Below are 18373 nucleotides of genomic sequence, written 5' to 3'. Positions count from 1 at the left end.
TCTAGTCTTCCTCAATTATTTAAACCTCCTCAAACAATATAAATTAGTATTCCACTAATAATATTCGTTGAGTACATATACATATTTATAACATTTTAATGCGAAGAATTTTTAATCTTTAGAGCTGAGGAGTATTTAAAATTTTTAAGTAGTTAAGTTGTTCTTGAATTTATTGTAAAAGTGCATAATTATTTGTTTAGCTTCATTGACCTTGTTGGGGTTATTAGAGAATAATGATTTTAGGATATTTTCCCTAAATGTAAAGTGATTCTTGTGATATTTAATCAAGTTACATAAGGGTTTTACAGAGTTATCGTACTGTGGATAAAAGCATTTTAAATTAAATACAGAATTAGTTGAGTCTATTTTAATTTTATGTTGTTTATTATCTGATTTATCAATAGATATAGATAGAAGCCTTCTATACCCTGATGTTAATAAATCATTATCATAAGCTATAGGTAGTTGTAGTCCTGTGGAACAAAGCTTTCCAACTATATATTCTTCATCGAGATATGTTATAGCTATAGCATCCTTGATTCTATCAATTTGAGTATTACTTAAAGTTACAAGTTGAGTTGGATTACTATTAGGAATAACCCAGGGTGTTAATCTTTTTCGAGATACTTCTTTTATTTTATTGAGATAAACATAGCTTGGCTTTATTACTGTGTTATTTTTATCAGTAAAAAAGTTATTTATTGTACCTAAACAGAATGTACGTTTACTCTCTTCAACGAATTTGCTTGTTATTGGTATTACTGTAATTGATTCTGAGCTAAGAGGGCAGTCCCAAACAATAGCATAATGAGTATCATCAATTTCAGAACCTATTCCTATAAATTCACATCTTACAATATTACCGCGATTTAAAAGTGGATAATAAACTCCATTAGTACATTTAAAATTTGATTGTTGTAGAGTTAAATGATTTAGATTCACTGTTCGTATTACTTTATGTAAAGTGTCTAAATTATTTAATGATACTTTATTAAAGTTATTATATTGTGTCAATTAGTGTGTCCTCCTTTTTTTATGTAGTACAAAATCTATTATACTATATAATTTTATTGATATAGCACCATTGTAGAATAAATTTATAAGTCTTAAGAGAAACATCTAATTGAGTAAAACTTTATTGAAAATAATCATAAATATCCTTACAATAACTGTTTAATTTTAATTTTTATTTTTAGTATTAATAACACTCCACAGTTTTTTGAATATACTATTATTTAAACTTGTCTTACTTTTTCTGACTTAAATAAATCATTAAATGTACACAACTTGTCTAAATTATTACATAAATTAGTTGATATCTTTGTCAATTCTTCGTTTTGTCCTTTTTCATGCATTTCAACAATATTTGAGTACAAGTCATTAAAATATTTATATGTTTTATCAATAATTTTATTAACTTCATTAAAATTATTTTTATCTTCTACATTGTAATTTTCACAAATACATACTATTGTATCTAATATAGTTGTATAAGTCTGTTCGTGTTTTTTATCATAAATGCTTGATACCAGTAGAGAATATTTTTCAACTCGTAAATCATTAATTACCTTTGCACAACTTTCTAGTTTTTTTGAACTATCTGATGGTAAAGTTTTAACAAGCTGATTTAATTTTTTTTCATTATAATAATCATTGATATCATTTTTTTTGTATAATTTAATTATTTTGATACAAATGTTAAAGGGAATTAATAAATTTTTATAAAATTCCACTTTATTAAAACTATATTCATTTTTTAAGTAATTCCAAATTTGGTTTATTCTGATTTTATTTGCTTTAGACACTACCAATAAAGCTATAATAGTACATAACATACTAAGAATTTCAACAACAGTAATTATAAGTATTAGCTTGAACAACAAATTTAATACCCACCAAAAAGCTTTGATAAATATTCTAAGTATATAAGTTGTAATTTTTATTATAGCTTTAATTAATACAAAAATTATTCCTAATAAAACAATTACATTAATTAGTGATTTGATTATTTTTTCACTCATTTTTAAAAATAACTCCTTTCTAACATAATTTTGATATATTATGGTTATCCCATAGAAAGTATTTTAAATAGAAACTCATCACTATATATGCATAAGAATCAATTTCATAAATACTATATATTGTATATTTGGAATTTATCCATAGCTTATTGTGGTTTAATCATATTATTATTTTACTAAATATTCTATATTAATTCAAAAATTTCTTTATATTCTTAATTGCTTTGAAGAATTTATTTGAGTAAACAAGTAAACAGAGAAGATTAATTTGAATAATTTATACAATATAATACAGAAAACTAAAATTACAACTATCCGTAAAACGGGTGGTTTGCTCTAGTCCTATAAGGGCATGGTACTTGCAAATGTTTTAAGATATACTGAATAGTCTGCTAACCGTTGTGCATTCTACATTTTGAGCAAACACTTATGGTACTTACAATTCCATTTTGTATATGACAACTATTTATGTTCTTCATTGGACTTCCACCTTTGCTTTTTAGTCGGTTGCTCAGATCTGACTATATTATATAGCATTGGGGGTATTTTTTTCTCATTGTTTCTAATCTGTGTTTATTTTAAATTTGCTGATGAAAGTATGCCACTTATATAATTTATAAAATTAAGGATTGGAAAGAATAGTTATAATATTGTTTCTAGGTTTTGTTTAATATATAATTAATTTGAAGATGTAATAAATTGAAAAAAATGATTTTTCAATTTATTTAAATATATTTGGGTTGGTGAATGATATGAAAAATATTGCATTATTCTTTGGGGCGGGAGCAGAATGCTCATATGGATTACCATCAGGTGGTAAATTTGCATTAGATATTTTCAAAATGGATACAACTAAGGACAAAAATACTTTGAAAGAGAAAATGGAAAAAGTAGACAAACAGTCTTTATATGCTAATTGGTTGCCAGATAATTTTTTAGAGAAAAGAAGAACTGCATTTACAAAAGGGCAATATGAATCATTAGTTAAAGGAAGTTTAGAAAATAAAAGAAATATCATTATAGATTACATGAATCATTTTGACGATAATGTATCAGCAATAGTATATGAATTACAAAACAAAGGAATTAATATTAATGATGCTTTAGAAAAAGTGATAGGAAGTGAAGTAGGTAAATTTAATTTTTCACAAGAGATTAGATTAAATAACATACTGGGGGATGATGTTAATAATATTTTTGGAACAGATTACTTTTCTGCATTATTAAAAATATTACAAAAGAAAGATATAGAATTTGAATTTAAAAAGAAAGTAAAAGAAATAGTGAGGACAATATTAGAGTTGTTAATTGGTTCTTTAGGAGAAAAACTTGTACATAGATTGAATGATGGCATTTTTGAAAAAAGTCCTGATACTATGGATTTATTTGATGATTTAGGTGCTATCTTTTCTTTAGATTATACAGGTACGGGTATAAAAGGATTAGAATTAATTATTGAAAGTGAAGAGAAAGATTTAAAAGAATTAAAGTCAAATGAAGAAATCATTCTAGAATTTGGCAGATTAATTTTAGAGGATATTTTTTCAAGAGCATTAGATTATCAAACTCTTTTGGACTCTAATTGGAGATACCTTTATAATCCTAAAACAGATTGGGCTAAATTCAGTAAAATTGTTATCTTTTTATATACAGTTAGAAGATATATAATGTCAATTGCTGAAAAAAATAAGAATAAAATTGATAATGGAAATGGTTACTATCATGATGTGTTGAAATTAAAACAAAAATATAAAATATCGGCTATAGGAACAACTAATTATAATGATTTTATAGAATATATAACTAAAGAAAAAGTATATTATTTGAATGGTTCCGTAAATGATTTTTATGATCCATATCTAAATAAGATAGTATCGGAAGAAGAAAACAATGAAAAAAATCATATAATTGTACCTTTTTTATTTACTCAAAGTGGGATTAAACCTTTAACATCAGTAAAAATGTCTGAAAGATATGTTGATATATTTAACAAATTCAAAGATGCCGATATAATATGTGTTTGTGGATTTGCTTTTAATTCAGATGATGGGCATATAAATGGAATGTTTAGAGCATTAATCGAAGATGAAGGTAAAATGGTATATATATTGCATTATGCTCCTAATGGTAGTCAAAGTTCGAAAAAAGTTGAAACTGAATATAAAAAGAAGTTAAGGTTAGAGTCTTGTGAGGGATTAAAGATAATCCAAGTCGACAAGAATAGATGTTGTAATGAGAATCAGTTACTTTGGTACGAAGTATTTGAAGATAAAGAATAATATTTCTTATAAATATTATTTTGATTTTTTAAAATAGGATAGGTATAGAATAAAAAATAAAACAAGAAAGGTTTTCAATTACATTTGGTCTAATAAATATGTATAAAATACAGTATAATAAACTTGTAATAAAAGTCATGTGATTTTGGGCTAAAAATGCATCGAATTGCATGGCTTTTTTTTATTAAAAGCAATTAATATTGTAATAGAAGTTATTTATTAAAAAATTAGGGAAATGGTTAAGGAATTAAGTTTGATTATCTGTTGGTTATTTTTGAATTTGATGGTAAAGTTAAACTAAGCGATGTTCATAATAACATATTTAGAAGAAGTTTAAGAAGAATAGGTTGGTAAGGGGGAATAGAATGATGAATAAAATTGTAGAATTTATGAAGAAACACAAGGGGTTGCTTGCTATATTGGTTTTCTTTTGTCCTTTTGTATTGATAAGTATATCTATAGCAATTATTAAATTGAATTTTCTTGTAGTAAGTTTAATCCCAGTTCATTGGAATACAGTTTGGATAGAAACAGAGGGATATTCATTTAAACTTAATGATTATTTAGTACTATTTATATATTTTCTGCAAACTGTAGTTACAGCATTGTTTAGTTATTTTATATGGAAGACAAGTATCAAAAGTAATGAAATATCAGAAGAACTTAGAAAAAAAGATGAAAATAAAGAAAAAAGTTATCTGAAAGAAAATGCTTTGATAGTGTATTATGATTTGTTGTTAGGATTAAAGGATTTAAAAAATTTATATGAAGGAAGAATTATTGGTAAAAAAGTAACGATTCCCAAAAGACTATATTTTAGTAATGAATGGATTAAAAATGTTTCAGTAATGAAGGATGAATTAGAAAACAAAGATATGAGTCAAATATATCAGTTATATGGAGATTTATTGACACTAAAAGAGTTATTAGAGGTTAAATGGGACTCTGAGTTAGATGAAGAATTGAAAAGAATAGGAAGTAAGGTTTTTGATAAAAATTATTTAGATTATGTATATGAAGGTTTGAATATAGAGGATATACAATCAATATTAAATATTGAATATCAAGGGATTTTTGAAAAGATAAAAAGAATAGTATTTATTAATAGTAGTAATTACATGAAAAGTAGTGTGGATAATATTATCAAAATTTATGCTAATAGAAATATTATATGGTATAATGGTAAAATTAAGGATGATAATTTAAGCGGAGAAGGTAAGATATATAATGAAAATGGTAAGATAAGATATGATGGGGAGTTTGATAATAATAATTTTGTTAAAGGAATGAGGTATGAATATTATAGCAATGGAGAAAAGTATCTTGAAATGATGTATGAAGAGGGGAAAAGAGTTAAAGGCATAGTTTTTTCACAGAAACAATCAGAAGAGCCATATTCTGATGGAGAATATGATAATGATATATTTATAAAAGGAAGAAGAAAAGAATATGATAAAAATGGGCTTATAGAGTATTGTGGAAGTTTTGAAAATGGAAAATATAATGGAGAAGGAGTAAAATGTACTAAACAAAAAACCCAAATGATAGGTTTTTTTCAAAATGGACATTTTGTTAAAGGAATAGAAAAAAATGTGTTACTATATCAAGAATTGAATGGTGATGTATATGATCGGATGGCAGAGCAACAAAGAATGGAAGAGTATATTGAAAGAGAAGATGAGTATGAAGATTATATTAAATATGAAGAAGAAAGTTCTATTGGATACAGAATATATGGAGATGTAAAGTGGGATAATGGAGAGTGTAGAATAATTAAAAAAAGCAAAAGAACAGAATACATACAAGAAACTGAAATATAAACTTTCATATTCCAGTTTAGAATAGAACTCCTCTATTTTCTGATAAGAAAATAGAAATAAAGCGATCCTATAATTTAATAGTTCCTAAGTTTCAGGAAAGATACTGTTTACAATTATTGAAAAAACTAGTGTAAGAGCATATAATTAAATCAAGTATTTAATATAATATGATTTGTAAGGATACATTATATTAAACACTAACTAGATAGAAAATATAGCTTCGGAAGGGGATTACATAGATGAGCAGTAAGTTATCGTTGTCAAAATTGGAGAGTAAATTATTTAAAGCAGCAGATGTGTTAAGGGGTAAGATGGAAGCCAGTGAATATAAGGAATACATATTTGGCATGCTTTTCTTAAAAAGATTATCAGATAGGTTTGCAGAAAAACAAAATGAACTAAGAAAGAAATATGAAAAATTAGGATGGAATGAGGAAAAAATTCAAAAACAATTAGAAAATCCTGCAAGATATAGTGATTCTTTTTTTGTACCTAAAGAAGCTAGATGGAGCTATGTTGAAAATGGTCAAAATAAAGGAATAGCCCATGTTAAAAAAGATGTTGCGGATGAATTAAATGCAGCTTTATCAGCTATAGAAGAAGCAAATATTAATAAATTAGAGGGAGTTTTAAAAGGTATAGATTTTACTAAAAAAGTTGGAAAAACAGCAATGAAGGATTCTACATTAATAGAGTTTATAAATGTATTTAATGAAATACCAATGAAAAATGAAGATTTTGAAGCTCCAGATTTATTGGGAGCGGCCTATGAGTATCTTATTAAATATTTTGCTAGTTCAGCAGGGAAAAAAGGTGGAGAGTTTTATACACCATCAGAAATAGTGTCTTGCTTAGTTAAAATAATAAAGCCACAGGAAGGACATGAAATATATGATCCTACATGTGGGTCAGGTGGTATGCTTATTCAAAGTAAACAGTATATTGAGGAAAATGGAGGAGATGCAAGAGATATATTTCTATATGGTCAAGAACTTGCAGGTTCTACATGGTCTATGTGTAAAATGAACATGATTCTTCATGATATTGTTAAATTTGATATAGCAAATGAGGATACGCTCGCTCATCCACAATTTTTTGATAGTAATGGAGAGTTAAAGAAATTTGATAGAGTTATTGCTAATCCACCTTTTTCACAAAATTATTCTAAAAAAGAGATTGAGCATGATGAAAGATTTGAATTTGGTCATACACCGGAAAATGGTAAAAAAGCTGACCTTATGTTTTTGCAACATATGGTAGCATCTCTTAAAGAAAACGGTAAAATGGCGTGTATATTGCCTCATGGTGTATTATTTAGAGGTGGAGAGGAAAGAGATATCAGAGAAGGACTTATAACAAAAGATGGTAGATGTTTAATTGAAGCTATCATAGGATTACCATCAGGGCTATTTTATGGTACAGGAATACCAGCATGTATAGTTGTTATAAACATGGAAGGAGTAAAGGATAGAAAAGAAATATTGTTTATAAATGCTGATAAAGATTATAAAGAAGGAAAGAATCAAAACACATTAAGACCACAGGATATTCAAAAGATTGTTCATACTTACGAAAATAAAGTAGAAATTCCTAAATATTCAAAACTAGTAACAATAGAAGATATACGAAAGGAAGATTTTAATCTGAATATTAGAAGATATGTAGATAATTCAGATGATGCAGAAAAAAATGATGTAACAGCACATATATATGGTGGGGTTCCTAGAGAAGAAGTTTTAAATAATATAGAGTTATGTAAAAAGCAAGGCTTTGATATTCTTAAACTGTTTAAAAAAAGAAACGAAAAATATTTTGAATTTATAGATAACATAAATAAAAAAGAAGATATAAAGGAATTTATTGAAAATGACAAAGATGTAGCTACTAAAAGAGCTAACATAAATAAAGAACTAATAAACTGGTGGCAGAACGCTAAAACAAAGATAGCTAGTCTTGATAATGTAAAAGATGTAATAAAGGTTAAGAACGAACTTATGAAGTCTTTTACAGATACATTTATTACCTATGAATCGCTTGATATAAATCAACTAGAGGGAGTATTTGTTTCTCATTATGATGAAATAAAAGATGATTTAAAAGCTGTAGCAGCATCAGGCTGGATTTCAAATCTTTTAACAATGGGTGAACTAATTGATTTACAACTTAGTGATCTTAAAGAAAAAATCAAAAGTAAAGAAATTAGTGGATTTACACTATCAAAATATGAAAAAATATATGACCTTATAGAAAATGAAAGAGAAGGTATATTAGATAAATTATTAGATGATAAAAAGATAAAAGAATCGGAATATAACGTGTTAAATCTCCTTCTTACTGGTGCAGCTAATAAGGTTTCAGAAACAGAAGTAGAAGGAATTGTACTAAATAGATTCTATAGAAGATTAAATGAAATTATGAAATCCTTTCTACAAGATGAGCTTCAAAATGTTATAAGAGTAGTAGAAAATCTTTGGAATAATTATAAGATATCTCTTAATAGTATACTGGAAGAGAGAGAAAAGGTAAGAAATGAACTAAATGGTTTCTTAAAAGAACTTGGATATGATGAAGTGTAGTATGGGGGTGATGATGTGGAAGAGATAAGGCAAATACCTGAGGGATGGGAGAAAAACACTTTAGGAGAGATATATGAAATAGTTATTGGAGGAACACCTAGCAGAGAAGAATCCAAATATTGGTATAGTAAAAGCTATGGGGGAAATTTATGGGTAGCTATATCAGATTTAAATAAAAGAGAAATTACTGAAACAAGAGAAAAATTAACTAATTGTGGAGTTAAAAATTCAAATGTAAAACGAATTCCTAAAGGAACAGTATTGATGAGTTTTAAATTGTCTATTGGTAGAGTTGCTTTTGCGGGGAAAGATTTATATACGAATGAAGCTATAGCTGGATTTATTAAGAAGAGTAAATTTGAAGCAGATAATGTTTATTTGTATTATGGGTTACAACAATGGAACTTATTAAAAGAAGTAGACCAAGCAATAAAAGGGGCAACTTTAAATAAAGAAAAAATAAAAAAAGTTGAAGGATTATTTCCAGAGTTGAAAGAACAACAAAAAATAGCCCGAATACTCTCAACTCTAGACCAAAACATAGAAAAAACAGAACAAACAATAGAAAAATATAAAAAGATAAAAAATGGTCTTATGGATGACCTTCTTATAGGAAAGATAAGATTTAAAGATAGTAAATGGGTAAAAGAAACAGAATTTAAAGAAGTTGAGGGTGTTGGTAGGATACCGAAGGATTGGGAATATAAAACTTTTGATAAAATATCAAGAGTTAGGCAAGGTCTCCAGATTGCCATTGATAATAGATATAAAAAAGAGGGAGAAAATAGATATGTTTATATTACTGTACAATATTTGAATGATATTCAAGATGAAACGAATTTATTTTACATTGAAAATCCTAAAGAAAGTGTAGTGTGTAAAAAAGAGGATATACTAATGACAAGGACAGGCAATACTGGTCAGGTAATAACAAATGTGGAAGGGGTTTTTCATAACAATTTTTTTCTAATTGATTTTGATAAAAGTAAGGTTATTAGAGATTATTTATATTATTATCTTAATATATTTTTTATACAAAATTTAATAAGTGTATATGCTGGAACCACAACAATACCAGATTTAAATCATGGTGATTTTTATAAATTACCAATTTGTTTTCCAATGCAAGATGAACAAAAACAAATTATTAATATATTATCAAAACAAGACCAACTAATAGAAAAAGAACAACAATACCTAGAAAAACTAAAAAAATTAAAATCAGGGCTTATGGAAGATTTACTAACAGGAAAAGTGAGGGTGAAAGTAGAGGAATAATGTAAGTATGGGGGGCTTATTATGAGTGAATATTTATTGGTTGAAAAACCATTTTTAGAACAGCTTGAAAGCTTAGGCTGGACAATTATAAATCATGGGGAAAAATGCATACCACAAGACCCAAAAGTTAGTCTTCGTGACAATTTTAGAGAGATAGTTATAAAAAAAGAATTTAAAAAGTGGGTTAAAAAAATAAATAAAATAGATAATGGAGTAGAATGGCTTACAGACAAGCAGCTTGATGAATTATATAACATGATTACAAAGGTGAAATTACCAAGTTTGATAGAAACTAATAAAGCTATTACAGAACTGTTAATTGAAACAAAACCAAGGGTAGATAAAAATGAGGTTACAGGTCAGGGAAATCCGGCTGTAAAACTTATTGATTTCGAAAATCCAGAGAGTAACCACTTTCTTGCTATAAATCAGTTTAGGATAGATACTGTAGGGGCAGCTAAAAAATTCATAATACCTGATATTGTACTATTTATAAATGGTATACCTGTTGTAGTTATTGAATGTAAAGTACCTTCTTCTTTTGCATCTGATGCTATGGAAGAAGGCATAAGGCAGTTATTGAGATACCAAAACAGAAGACTAAATACAGAAGGTAAGAGAGAAAAAGAAGGGGAAGAAGCTCTTTTCTATTATAATCAATTTATGATATCAACCTATGGAGATGAGGCAAGAGTAGGAACTATTTCATCTAATTATGAGCATTATTTAGAGTGGAAGAGCATTTATCCTAAAAGGTTTGAAAACTTTGATGCTCCATTAGGAAAAGTTCGTTCTCAAGAGATATTAATACAAGGAATGCTTAACAAAGAAAATTTATTGAAAATAATAAAGCATTTTACGATTTTTAAACCTGTAAGTGCTAAAAGGGAAATAAAAATAGTTTGTAGATATCAGCAGTTTAGGGCAGTTCAAAAAATTATTGATAAACTTTTAAATGGAGATAATTATTTGGATAGAAGTGGTGTTATATGGCATACTCAAGGCTCAGGGAAAAGTCTTACTATGGTTTTCTTGGTAAGACAAATGCGTTTTATGGATAAGCTAAAGGATTATAAGATTATTATGGTAAACGATAGAACAGACCTTGAGGAACAGTTAGGAGAAACAGCAAAACTTACAGGTGAAACTGTTCACTATATAGAAAGGTCAAATCAATTAAAGCCTAAATTGTCGGGAAATAGTTCAGACCTTACTCTTGTTATGATGCATAAGTTTGGGGATAAGATGAAAGAGAAAAAATTAGCAGATAACCTTATCGAAGCTGGAATATTTGAAGAGGATATGTTGCCAGAGATTGAAGAATTGGGTGTGATAAACGATTCTGAAAGAATTATTATTTTAATTGATGAAGCACATAGAACACAAAACAATCCTTTTGGATTAGCAGGAAATTTGTTTAAGGCATTTCCTAATTCTACAAAGATAGCTTTTACAGGAACACCACTTATTACAGATAGGCATAAAAAGAAGACTGTTGATATTTTTGGAGATTATATAGATAAATATAGAGCTAAAGATTCAGTTAAAGATGGAGCTACATTACAAATATTGTATGTGGGAAGAAAAGATAAGATTAAGTTGGTAAAAGAAAAAGAATTTGAATTTGAGTTTAGCGAGTTATTTAAGGATAAATCGGAAAAAGAAATTCAAGAAATAAATAAAAGGTATGGAACTTATAAGAATTTTCTTGAAAGTGATGACCATATAAAGACTGTATCAAAAGATATTGTTGATCATTATGTTTCAGAAATATTGATAGATGGATTTAAAGCTCAAGTAGTATGTGTAAATAAAATTGCGACTGTAAAGTATAAGAAATTCATAGATAAAGCTATTGAAGAAAAGATTATAGAACTTGAAAATGATTATATGAGAAATGATGAATTAATTAAGAAATTAAAGTTTCTGAAAACAGCAATAGTTATTTCCGATGAGACTAATGACCCTGCCGATATGGTTAGGCTTTCAAAGGAATCAAAGAAATTAAATGCTATAAGTAACTTTAAAAAAGAATATAATTATGAAAAGCCTGAAACAGGAATTGGTATTTTAATAGTATGTAATCGGCTTCTTACTGGGTTTGATGCACCAATAGAGCAGGTTATGTATTTGGATAAGATTATGAAAGAACATACTCTATTCCAGGCTATAACTAGAGTTAATAGAACTTATAAAAATAAATATAAAGGGTATATTGTAGATTATATAGGTATTTCAAATCAGCTTAAAGAAACTTTGTGTATTTACAGTGGTGATGATGAAAATGAAGATGATGGATTTAGAACTATAGTTGATATTAACACAGAAAAACCTATTCTTAGGGATAGATATAATAGACTTATTAATTTGTTTTTAAATAAGGGTGTTGAAGAAATAGAGGATTATGTTTTGTATAATATAAAGGACTCAATTAAACAGTACGAAGTGTTGGAAAAATGTATTGATGTTTGTGAAAATATTCAAACAAGAGCACAATTTGAAGTATATTATAAAAGGTATCTTTCTAGTCTTGATATACTTATCAATTTAGATATCGACAAAAAATATAGATTTGCTATGAGGTCTTTTGGGCATATACAAGCAAGAATAAGACATAGATTTAAAGACGACAGTGTTAATTTGGTCGGAGTAGGAGAAAAAGTAAAGGAACTTATCAATAAACATGTTGAAAGTGAAGGTATTAGTAATAAAGTACCACCATTAGAGTTATTTGACGTTGATTTCAAAAAAAATCTAGATAAACATAAGAATCCAAAGGCAAAGGCAAGTGAAATGGAACATGCCATGAGAAAAGAGATTAACCTAAAAAGAGATACAGATCCAGCATTATATGATAGTTTTCTTGAAAAATTAAAAGAAATACTAAAAAGATATTCAGAAGACATGGAAGCAAGATTTAAGGCTATGGAAGAACTGTATGAAGAAATGAAAAAAGGTAGAAAGGGAATGGGGTCTAACAATGGGCTTAATCCAGAAAAAGAAGCTCCTTTCTATGATTTGTTGATAAATACAATATTTAAAGATATAAATATTGTAGATAATGAAGAAAACTTAAAGAGTATTACTTGTGAAATAGTAAGGCTTATTTCACAAGAGATAAAAAGAACTAATTTTTGGGGTTCGCCTGCAGAAATAGAGGCATTAAAAGGGCATATAGGGGATATACTATTGTTTTCTAATATCGAAATATTAGAAAATAATGAAGAGCTTATTGCAAATGAATTTGTAAATCTTGCGAAAAGCAGACATGATATATTAGTAAGTTAAACAAGGAAGTTGGTATATGGAAAAATATAAAGATATCGAATATGAACTTATAAGAAGAAAAAGAAAAACCTCAAGCCTAATTGTTGAACGGGATGGAAATGTAAGATTAATAGTTCCAGAATATCTTAGTATGCAAAAGATTGAGGAATTACTGGAAGGCAAAATGTATTGGATTTATAGTAAAAAAGCTGAATGGGAAGATTTGAATGCTAGTAGAGTGAAGAGACAGTTTAGAAGTGGTCAAGGATTTTTGTATCTTGGTTCATCTTATAGGCTTGAGGTAACGGAAAAGACGGATAAAGATTTAAAACTTTACAGGGGAAGATTTTATTTGAGGAAATCAAAACTTGATGTGGCAGATGAATTGTTCAAATCATTTTATAAAGAAAAGGGATTAAAGAAGTTACAAGAAAGAATAGAGCTTTATAAAAGGCAAATGGGCGTTAATCCTAAAAATATAAGAATTATGGAGCTTAAAAATAGGTGGGCATCTTGTTCAGATGAAGGAAATTTGAATTTTCATTGGAAGTGTGTTCTTGCTCCTATAAGTATTATTGATTATATAGTAGTGCATGAACTTGCTCACATTATTTATAAAGATCATAGTGATAGATTTTGGAATACAGTAGATAAGGTAATACCAGACTATCAAAAGAAAAAACAGTGGCTTAGAGAGAATGGAGCTAGTTTGGATATTTGAGGCTTGTTGGTACATTTTATTAATACATTTTGAAGCTACTCAAAAAATCAGGGGGAGAGTAAAATGGAAACATGTTTGTATAAGGGGAAACAAATATGTGCATACGATGTTATTAATGCAAACTATGCATTAAATTATGAACTTAAGAAGGAATGGAAAATAGCAGGTAAAGTCGGAGAGCTATTATGCGAGGAATGTGGTAAAGAAGTTCAATTAAAGGTTAATGATCCAAGAAAAAGAGTACCTCACTTTGCACATAAATCTAAAGACGATGGATGCTCTTTCAGCAATAAATCATTAAGAGAGTCTGAAGAACACAAGAAAGGAAAAATGATATTGTATCATTACTTTAAGGAGAAGTATCCTGATACGAATGCTAAAATAAATTATAGATTTTCAAATAAAAGAAGAGCAGATTTATATATAGAATTTAATAATAGTGACAAGTTGGCAGTTGAGTATCAAAGAACAGAATTAGATATAATTTATTGGCAAGAAAAGCATGAAGAATACAAAAATTTAAATATAAACATTTTGTGGATTCTTAGTGGTAAAGAAGAAAAGTTGAAATTAAAGGAAAAACAAGTAGAAGTTACGTTCTTTCAACAGGTTATGCTTAATGAATTGGATGAAGTTGCAGTTTTTTTAGATGTTGATAATGTGAAATTAATACTTGTAAAAAATATGAGATATTCAGCTCCTTATGTGAGCAATAATGACTTCGAAGAGTTATATATTAAATCATATAATTTCAATGATATAACAATTCATACTAATGGGAAAATAGAATGTGATTTCATTGACGAATATAAAAAAGCAAATGAAAGGTTTACTAATTATTATGCTAAGAAATGTTTATACGAAGAGAAGCAGCGCTTGCTATATAAAGAACAAGAAAAGAAACGTAGGATTGAGTTATTGAATAAAACAGCTGAACAAAGGGTTATTCAATCAAAATTTGAAAATAGTGAAATTAAAATAAAAAATAAGGAAGAAATAAAGAGATATTGTAATAGTAATATTCCATATAAAAATAGAATCAAATACGCACTTAAAGGTGATAAGAAATCAATAGAATGTACGGCAAAATATCTTAGGGAATGGGGAAGTTCAGATGATTTTAAAATAATTACACTGATATGTAAGTATTTTTATTTAAAAGGAAGTGTGGAAATAAAAGATACATATGGAAAGATTTTAGAGAAATCAGGATTTGGTTATTCTAGTTTAGAATTACAAGAAAAAACGGTTAGTGAACTAGTGTGTCCAATATGTAATGGAAAGTTAATTGAAAGATATGGAAAATTCGGGTCGTTTGTTTCTTGTAGTAATTATCCTCAATGTAAGTTTTCATTTAAGATATAGTGAAATAAGTAATAAGGTGATTCTTAAAATTTTAATGGATTTATCTATATGAAAACAAAGGGATTGGTACTAAGTTGATTGAAGAGGTTATTGAAGTTGCCAAAATACAGAAATGCAAAAGAGTATGGCTTATAACAACTAATGCCAATGTTAGAGCAATAAGATTTTATCAAAAGCGTGGATTCAATATGAAAGCATTATACATTAATGCAGTAAATGAATCAAGAAAAATTAAACCAGAAATTCCGATATTAGGATATGACAATATCCCTATATTACACGAGATAGAATTCGAAAAAATGATTTAGCAGAGGCAAAGTGGACATGCCTCTTTATTAATATTACTAATGAACCGTTCCCCATTTTACAACTTCTAGGAATAAGGGGACGGTTAATTAGGAAAAGAAGTTGAGCTAACAAAATAAACTTGTACTAAAAATAATAAAATCATACTAAGGAAAATAAAGTTGTAATAAAAGTCATGTGATTTTGGGCTGAAAATGCCTGGATTTGCATGGCTTTTTTATGTATTTAGTAGTTTCTTTCCATGTGTTTAGGGTATAATTAATATAAGAGGAACATATGGAGGGATTATATGAAAACACGCTTGCCAATAGGAATAAGTGATTTTAAGAGAATAATTGATGATAATTATTATTTTGTGGATAAAAGTTTATTTATAAAAGAAATAATTGAGGATGGTTCACAAGTTATACTTCTTCCAAGACCAAGGCGATTTGGTAAAACTCTTAATATGAGTATGCTTAAATATTTTTATGAAAAATGTGATCATGATAATTCTTATCTTTTTAAAGAATTAATGATAAATAAACATGAAGAAATAATGAGGATGCAGGGAAAGTATCCTGTGATTTATATTACATTCAAAGATGAAAAGCATTCAAAGTGGGAAGATTGCAAAAGTGGATTTCAAAGAATTGTAAGAGAAGAATTTATAAAACATGATTATATTTTAGAAAGTAACATATTAAAAGAGTATGAAAAAAAAGAAATAATGGATATATTAAAAAGTGAAGCATCTTATATAACTTATTTAAACGGGTTGAAGATTTTAACTAAGTATTTGTATAAATATCATAAAGAAAAAGTTGTTATATTGATAGATGAGTATGATGTACCAATACAAAGTGGCTTTATGAATGGATATTATGATGAAGTAATTGAATTTATGAGAAATTTTTTAAGTGGTGGGTTAAAGGATAATGATTTTCTAGAAAAAGCGGTATTAACAGGAATACTTAGAGTGGCAAAGGAAAGCATATTTTCGGGACTTAATAATTTATCAGTATCTACCATAGTTAATTATCATTATAGTGATAGTTTTGGATTTTTATATAAAGAAGTAAAAGAATTATTAAAATATTTCAATAAGGATTATGAAATAGAAGAAATAAGAAAATGGTACAATGGATATAATTTTGGAGATAAGGTTATATATAATCCTTGGTCCATATTAAATTTTATTAAAAATGATAAGGAAGGTTTTAAACCTTATTGGGTAAATACTAGCAGTAATGATTTAGTAAAAAGAGTACTTGCAAAAGGTGGAACGGAGCTAAAAACAGAACTTGAAGATTTAATAAATGGAAAAGAAATTGAAAAAGTAGTGAATGAAAATATAGTAATGCACGAAATAGAAACAGATGCTAATAATGCATGGAGTTTCTTGTTATTTAGTGGATATCTAAAAGTAGTTCATAAAAGGGTAGAAAAAGGAAGAACATATTGCAGCATGCAAATACCTAATTTAGAAGTGAAATATTTATATGAAGATATTATATTAGCTTGGTTTAGAGAAAATATAAATAGTGAAAAGTTTAATGTTATGTTAAAGAGTTTGGTTAGTGGTGATATAAAAATTTTTAGTAAGATATTTAGAGAGTTTGTATTAAATTCAGTAAGTTATTTTGATGTTTCAGGAAAAGAAAGCGAAAAGGTGTATCATTCTTTTGTGTTAGGCATACTTATAGCACTTTCAGATGATTATGAGGTTAAATCCAATAAAGAGAGTGGATATGGTAGATACGATATAATGATTATACCAAGGGATATAAATAAAAAAGGAATAATATTGGAATTTAAAAAGGTTGATGAAGATGATAAGGAAACTTTAGAAAAAGCAGCTAAAAATGCTTTGAAGCAAATAGAGGATAGAAATTATAAACAAGAACTTATAGACAGAGGGATTAAAGATATTATTAAGCTTGGTATAGCTTTTGAAGGTAAAAAAGTTTTCATATTAAGTTAAAAAGATATAAAAACCATAAATGTGAAAATGGTTTTTCTTTAGTTAGGAAAATGACAAAATATAGAAAAGAATATAGAGTATTGATATGCTGTAATAAAAGTCATGTAATTTTGGGCTGAAAATGCCTTGAATTACATGGCTTTTTTGTATCTCAAGGAATTCTTGCGATATAGGGGAAAACAAAAAAATAGAAAAGAAAAATAGAAAATAATATAGAAAAACAAATAGATAAAAACCACTGAATGACTTGATTTTAAAGGCGTACGGATACTATAAATAAATAGAATTTTAAATAGATTGATTAAATGGAACAGTTGAAAATAGACCAAATTTTTGACACTTCTTACCCATAATCCATGCCCCTTTAAATTGTTTAACAAAATTTGGTATAGATTTAATAAATATGTTTTCATTTTCATTATTTTGTGGTATATTGTTCATACGAGTTATTCCTCTTAAAACTGATATTTTTTGTATTTGTAGTTACTTACATTATATCATTTTTAAGTGGAATTTACCATATTAAAATGCTCAAAATCCTTGTATTTTCAATGGGTTAAGTCGTTTTTTTTATGTGCGAAGTTTGAGTAATGAATTATAACTGCAATCCAAATCAAATCGTAAATATAATGAATACAAAATAGATTATTAACTATAGTTGAGAAAATTTCATAACATATATTTACAATTAAATAATTTCATAAAAAATAGAGACAAATTTCACTTTTTGTTGTATAAATTATTTTGAATACAAACTTTAACAACAGGAGTGAAATT

Annotated in this window: 12 protein-coding genes; 9 read left to right on the top strand and 3 right to left on the bottom strand. The window is 27.2% G+C overall.

Features of this window, described 5'->3' with window-relative positions; translation table 11 throughout:
• Window positions 1–144: 144 nt before the first annotated feature.
• Both CLTEP_RS11220 and CLTEP_RS11215 read right to left on the bottom strand, forming a co-directional pair.
• A complete protein-coding gene (locus CLTEP_RS11220; protein ID WP_066826737.1) occupies window positions 145–1014 on the bottom strand; it encodes a type II toxin-antitoxin system PemK/MazF family toxin in 870 nt (289 codons plus the stop codon).
• A 221-nt stretch (window positions 1015–1235) separates the two neighbouring features.
• Window positions 1236–2021: a hypothetical protein gene (locus CLTEP_RS11215; RefSeq protein ID WP_066826735.1), complete on the bottom strand. Its 786-nt coding sequence runs from the start codon at window positions 2019–2021 to the stop codon at window positions 1236–1238.
• Window positions 2022–2773: 752 nt separating this feature from the next.
• Between CLTEP_RS11215 and CLTEP_RS11210 the strand changes: the two genes are divergently transcribed.
• The 9 genes from CLTEP_RS11210 (at window position 2774) to CLTEP_RS11170 (ending at window position 17596) form a co-directional block, all read left to right on the top strand.
• Complete coding sequence (locus CLTEP_RS11210) at window positions 2774–4300, top strand: hypothetical protein (protein ID WP_066826733.1); 1527 nt, start codon at window positions 2774–2776, stop codon at window positions 4298–4300.
• Between the two features lie 365 nt (window positions 4301–4665).
• Window positions 4666–6120, top strand: coding sequence for an MORN repeat-containing protein (locus CLTEP_RS11205; RefSeq protein WP_066826731.1), 1455 nt, complete (start codon window positions 4666–4668; stop codon window positions 6118–6120).
• 239 nt (window positions 6121–6359) lie between these two features.
• Window positions 6360–8696 carry a type I restriction-modification system subunit M gene (locus CLTEP_RS11200; protein WP_066826729.1) on the top strand — a complete coding sequence of 779 codons (2337 nt, stop codon included), beginning with the start codon at window positions 6360–6362 and terminating at the stop codon, window positions 8694–8696.
• 15 nt (window positions 8697–8711) lie between these two features.
• The gene (locus CLTEP_RS11195) at window positions 8712–9974 is read left to right on the top strand and encodes a restriction endonuclease subunit S (RefSeq protein WP_066826727.1); all 1263 of its coding nucleotides are present in this window, start codon (window positions 8712–8714) and stop codon (window positions 9972–9974) included.
• A gap of 21 nt (window positions 9975–9995) precedes the next feature.
• Complete coding sequence (locus tag CLTEP_RS11190) at window positions 9996–13262, top strand: type I restriction endonuclease subunit R (protein ID WP_066826725.1); 3267 nt, start codon at window positions 9996–9998, stop codon at window positions 13260–13262.
• Window positions 13263–13278: 16 nt separating this feature from the next.
• Entirely contained in the window at window positions 13279–13962 is a 684-nt protein-coding gene (locus CLTEP_RS11185; RefSeq protein WP_066826723.1) for a M48 family metallopeptidase, read from the top strand.
• 63 nt (window positions 13963–14025) lie between these two features.
• Window positions 14026–15327: a competence protein CoiA family protein gene (locus CLTEP_RS11180; RefSeq protein ID WP_066826721.1), complete on the top strand. Its 1302-nt coding sequence runs from the start codon at window positions 14026–14028 to the stop codon at window positions 15325–15327.
• A 38-nt stretch (window positions 15328–15365) separates the two neighbouring features.
• The gene (locus tag CLTEP_RS11175; RefSeq protein WP_084364910.1) at window positions 15366–15635 is read left to right on the top strand and encodes a GNAT family N-acetyltransferase; all 270 of its coding nucleotides are present in this window, start codon (window positions 15366–15368) and stop codon (window positions 15633–15635) included.
• Window positions 15636–15922: 287 nt separating this feature from the next.
• Complete coding sequence (locus CLTEP_RS11170; protein WP_066826719.1) at window positions 15923–17596, top strand: AAA family ATPase; 1674 nt, start codon at window positions 15923–15925, stop codon at window positions 17594–17596.
• Between the two features lie 288 nt (window positions 17597–17884).
• On the opposite strand, the gene CLTEP_RS14895 is transcribed toward CLTEP_RS11170, so the two are convergent.
• Entirely contained in the window at window positions 17885–18037 is a 153-nt protein-coding gene (locus tag CLTEP_RS14895; protein WP_161938370.1) for a hypothetical protein, read from the bottom strand.
• Between the last annotated feature and the right edge of the window lie 336 nt (window positions 18038–18373).

The organism is Clostridium tepidiprofundi DSM 19306 (assembly GCF_001594005.1).
GTDB classification, from domain to species: Bacteria; Bacillota; Clostridia; order Clostridiales; family Clostridiaceae; genus Clostridium_AC; species Clostridium_AC tepidiprofundi.
This window is presented reverse-complemented; position numbering and strand designations above follow the sequence as displayed.